Below are 4,498 nucleotides of genomic sequence, written 5' to 3'. Positions count from 1 at the left end.
TGACCGCGCCTGCGGCGACCCGCGCCGGGCGCCGCCGTTCCTCCGCGGTCGTCTGGCGCCTCCCGAATGGCCGCACCCGTCGCCCTCCCGGCGCGCGCCCGCCGCGTACCGGTGGTCGCATGGGAGGCGAGGCCGCCGACCGGGCGGAGCCGTCCGACGCGCAGAGGGAGAGCCTGGTGCCCAGCACGCCCGAGCCGAAGTACACGGTCCCCGGCATGACACAGCGGGACGGCGGCGACGTCATCCGGCTGCTCACCATGCGGCTGCACGCACTCAACGACCTCGCCCTGACGCTCAAGCACATCCACTGGAACGTGGTCGGTCCGCACTTCATCGCGGTGCACGAGATGCTCGACCCGCAGGTCGACTCCGTACGCGACATGACGGACACCACCGCCGAGCGCATCTCCACCCTCGGCGGCTCACCGCCCGGCACGCCCGGCGAACTCGTCGCGCAGCGCACATGGGAGGACTACGCCATCGGCCGTGCCGAGTCCATCGAGCACCTCGGCGCCCTCGACCTCGTCTACACCGGCGTCATCGAGGACCACCGCGAGGCGGTACGCGCCACCGACGTCAGCGATCCCGTCACGCAGGACATGCTCCTGGAGCAGTTGCGCAGCCTCGAACTCTTCCAGTGGTTCGTCCGGGCCCATCTGGAGAGCGCGGGCGGTGCGTTGAGCACGGCCAGTGCCAGTTCCGAACGGGACGCTGCGCACAAGGCCACCGAGCAGGCCCGCAAGCAGCCCTGAGTGGCGGCGCCGCGCGGGAGTGCGCGGTGCCGGGCGATGCAGGGCGGGTCCGGGCGCGGGGTCCGGACGGGCGGAGCGATCCGAGGCAGGGAGAGACGATGGCCGGACAGTTCGAGGTGATCACGGAGGTCGACCGTCCCGTGGACGAGGTCTTCGCCTTCCTCGCCGACGGCGAGAACGACCCGACGTTCAGTCCCCGCGTCGAGGAGATGACCAAGGTCACCGACGGCCCGACGGGCGTGGGCACCGTCTACCGGAGCACGGTCAGGGACGGTGGCGTGCGCACCCGGCGGGAGTTCCGCATCACCGAGTTCAGCCCGCCCGCCCGGATCCGCTGGACGGAGATCTCGCACAACCTGGTGACCGCCGAGGAGGGCGGCTACGACCTGGAGGCCACCGGCGAACGCACCACGCGCGTACGGCTGTTCAACTCCCTGACCGGGCACGGCGTGGGCAAGGTCGCCGCGGGGGTCGCGCTGAAGGCCGCGCGCAAGGACGCGGACGACTTCGGGCGGCGGATCAAGTCGGCCGTCGAGTCCTCCTGACGTCCCTGACGCCCTCTGACATCCCTGACGTCTCCCTGAGCGGGAACGTCCCGCCGCCTCCGTCTCAACGGCGGCCCCGCGCCGCCCTGTTGGCGCCCCCGTCCCGGAAAAACCATTGGACAGGGCTTGCCGCGCGGTCCTACTGTATCGATACAGACTTAATCGATACAGAAACGGTGTGGGCCCATGGACGGGCGAGTGGACGGGCGAGCAAAGCGGGCGACGCTGCAGACCGTCGCGGACGAGGTGGGGGTCTCCCGTACCACCGTCTCCAACGCGTACGGGCGGCCCGACCAGCTCAACAAGGCGCTGCGGGAGCGGATCTTCGAAGCCGCGCGCCGCCTCGGCTATCCCGGGCCCGACGCCACCGCGCGCTCGCTGCGCAGGGGCCGGGCCGGCGCCATCGGTCTGGTCTTCACCGAGACCCTGTCCTACGCCTTCGCCGATCCCTACTCCGTGGGCTTTCTCCGCGGAGTCGCCGAGGTCGCCGAGGAGTCCGGCACGGGGCTGCTGCTCATCCCCATGCCGCCGGGCAGCGGTGACCCGGAGACGGCCGTGCGCAACGCGGTCGTCGACGGGTTCTGTCTGTACTGCGTGCCCGGCGGCCACCCGGCGAAGGAGCTGATACGGGCGCGCGGCCTGCCGCTGGTGACCACCGACGAGACCGACGACCCGTCCATCCCGTACGTCGGCATCGACGAGCGGGGCTCGGCGCGGATGGCCGCGGAGCACATCGTCCGGCTCGGGCACCGGCGGGTCGCCGTCATGGTCGACCACGTCAGCGGCCCGGGGACTACGGGCCCCGCCACCCTCGACGAGCAACGCGCCTCGGACTGCGCGGACTTGAGGGGCCGCCTCGCCGGCTACCGGGACGCGCTCGACGAGGTGGGAGTCGCCTGGGAGAGCGTCCGCGTCGTCGCCGCCGGCCGCAACTCCCGTACCGCGGCGGCCTCCCAGTCGGCCCACATCCTCGACGTCGCGGAACGGCCCACCGCCGTCCTCGCGATCGGCGACGTCCTCGCGCTCGGGGTGCTCGACGCGTGCGAGCAGCGCGGCCTCGTCCCCGGACGCGACATCTCCGTCGTCGGCTTCGACGACGTCCCCGAGGCGGAGCGCGCCCGACTGACGACCGTGCGCCAGCCCATGGGGGAGAAGGGCCGCATGGCCGGGCGGCTGGTGCTGGAACCGCCGCGGGAGGAGAAGGTCCCGCGCATCAAGCTCCCCACCGAACTCGTCGTACGCACCACCACCGGACCCGCACCCCGCTGAGCGAAGGAGAGACCATGTTCCCGATCGAAGGCCCCCTCATCGCGGACGCGACCCGCGACCTCGCGCACTCCGCGCTGCCGGACGCGCCCGTGGTCCCGGACGAGGAGCCCCGGGTCCGCCGCTCCCGGCAGACCCTCGCCCGCACGCTGCGCAGCCTCGCCGACCGCATCGAACCCTCCCGCCGCGTCGACCCGGCGCTGCGGCCGCACCCGCAGTAGTGCGCCGGAGCCGGTCTCCCGGCGGCCGTGCGGACGGTGAGGACAGGACGGTGCGAACAGGGCGGTGCGAACAGGGCGGTGAGCGCGTCACGCTTCGTGGACGCACTCACCGCCCACGTATGTCGCCAGTACGGGAACCGAGGCGATGCGGTGCGGATCGGCGGCGAGCAGGTCCTCGCCGAGCACGGTGAAGTCGGCCGAATGCCCCGGCACCAGACGCCCCTTACGGTCCGCCGTCCCCTCCGCCTCGGCCGAGCCGAGAGTGAAGACCGACAGGGCCTCGCGGGCGCTGACCCGCTGGCTCACGCCGACCGGCGCACCGTCGTCCAGGCCCTCGCGGGTGACCATCGACTGGATGCCCAGCAGCGGCTGGTACGGGCCGCAGGGATAGTCGGAGGAGCCCGCCACGGCGACCCCGGCGTCCAGGAACGTGCGGTGCGCGAACATCCGCTCCGTGCGCTCCGCCCCGTACCAGCGCCGCAGCGCCCCGCCGTGATAGCCCACGTACCCGGCGAACGGCACGGCCACGGCGCCTAGTCGGCGCATCCGGCGGACGATGTCCGCGTCGACCACGGAGCAGTGCTCGATGCGGTGCCGCAGCCACGGGCGGGGCGTCTCACGCTGCGCCGCCTCGAAGGCGTCGAGGACGAGCCGGATCGCGGCGTCGCCGTTGGCGTGCACCCCGATGCGGTTGCCGTCGCCGTGCACCTCGCGCACCTGCGCGGTCAACTCCTCGGTGGAGGTGGTCTGCAGGCCGTGCCCGCCGGAGTCCGCGTAGGGCTCGGAGAGCAGACACGTACGTCCGCCGATCGCACCGTCCACGAACGCCTTCACGCCGACCAGCCGCAGCACGTCGTCCCCGAAACCGCTGCCCACGCCCAGCGCCTGCGCCGCCGCGTAGTGGTCGACGGACAGCAGCATCCCGACCCGCAGTGTCAACTCGCCGCGGGCACGGGCCCGTTGGAGCAGTGCGATGTCCTGCGGCGCGATCAGGGCGTCGCACACCGACGTCAGGCCCGCCGCATGCCACTGCCGCTGGGCGCGGACCAGTCCGCGCAGCCTGTCCTGCGGTGCGCTGGGACGCAGCGGGGAAGGGCCGCCGCGGGCGGTGGCGGGATGGACGACGTTCATCAGGGCCCGCTCGATCAGACGCCCGTCGAGCCGTCCGTCCGCGCCCCGTCCGAAGTCGCCGCCGTCGGGCGGCGGAGTGTCCTCGTCGATGCAAAGCGCCCGCAGCGCCTGGGAGTTGGCGACGCCCCAGTGCCCCGCGACCTGGACGACGAGGACGGGGTGCCCCGGCGCGGCACGGTCGAGGTCCCATCGGGTGAGCGGGCCGGTCTTGGTGTCGTCGTAGCGGCTGCCGCGGATCCACTCGCCGGGTGCGGCGCGCTCCGCCTCGGACCGCACCTGGTCGAGCAGGTCCCCGGTGCCCTCGACGGCGTCGGCGGACAGGTCCAGATGCAGCAAGTCCTCGGCGGCGACGGCGAGATGGATGTGCGCGTCGTTGAACCCGGGGACGAGCGCGGCGTCCCCGAAGTCCACCTCGGCGGCGCCCGGGAAACGCTCGCGCAGCTCACGCACCGTGCCGGTGGCGGCGATCAGACCGCCCAGGGTGACGAGGGCCTCCGGTTCGGGGCCGCCGCCGGGCTGCTGGCTGACGATCCGGGCGGCGCGGTAGAGCACCGGGCGGGCCGGGGCGCCGGCCGTGCTCCCG

5 protein-coding genes are annotated in these 4,498 nt (G+C 73.3%); 4 read left to right on the top strand and 1 reads right to left on the bottom strand.

Translation table 11 applies throughout. The features are described 5' to 3' along the window. Nucleotides 1-215: 215 nt before the first annotated feature. From AN218_RS30870 to AN218_RS30855, 4 genes are all read left to right on the top strand, one after another. Nucleotides 216-752, top strand: coding sequence for a Dps family protein (locus AN218_RS30870; protein ID WP_171908860.1), 537 nt, complete (start codon nt 216-218; stop codon nt 750-752). A gap of 98 nt (nt 753-850) precedes the next feature. Beyond that, nucleotides 851-1,297 (top strand): SRPBCC family protein, encoded by a 447-nt coding sequence (locus AN218_RS30865; RefSeq protein WP_070020335.1) that lies wholly within the window; start codon nt 851-853, stop codon nt 1,295-1,297. Nucleotides 1,298-1,483: 186 nt separating this feature from the next. Beyond that, nucleotides 1,484-2,566 carry a LacI family DNA-binding transcriptional regulator gene (locus AN218_RS30860; protein ID WP_070020334.1) on the top strand — a complete coding sequence of 361 codons (1,083 nt, stop codon included), beginning with the start codon at nt 1,484-1,486 and terminating at the stop codon, nt 2,564-2,566. Nucleotides 2,567-2,580: 14 nt separating this feature from the next. Next, nucleotides 2,581-2,784 (top strand): hypothetical protein, encoded by a 204-nt coding sequence (locus AN218_RS30855; protein ID WP_070020333.1) that lies wholly within the window; start codon nt 2,581-2,583, stop codon nt 2,782-2,784. An 87-nt stretch (nt 2,785-2,871) separates the two neighbouring features. Here AN218_RS30855 and AN218_RS30850 read toward each other — a convergent pair. Further along, a partial coding sequence (locus tag AN218_RS30850) for an amidohydrolase (protein ID WP_216311831.1) occupies nt 2,872-4,498 on the bottom strand: 1,627 nt, incomplete at its 5' end.

Source organism: Streptomyces nanshensis, from assembly GCF_001751255.1.
Classification (GTDB): Bacteria; Actinomycetota; Actinomycetes; order Streptomycetales; family Streptomycetaceae; genus Streptomyces; species Streptomyces nanshensis_A.
Note: the sequence above shows the minus strand (reverse complement) of the source record. Positions and strands in the feature narration are given on the sequence as shown.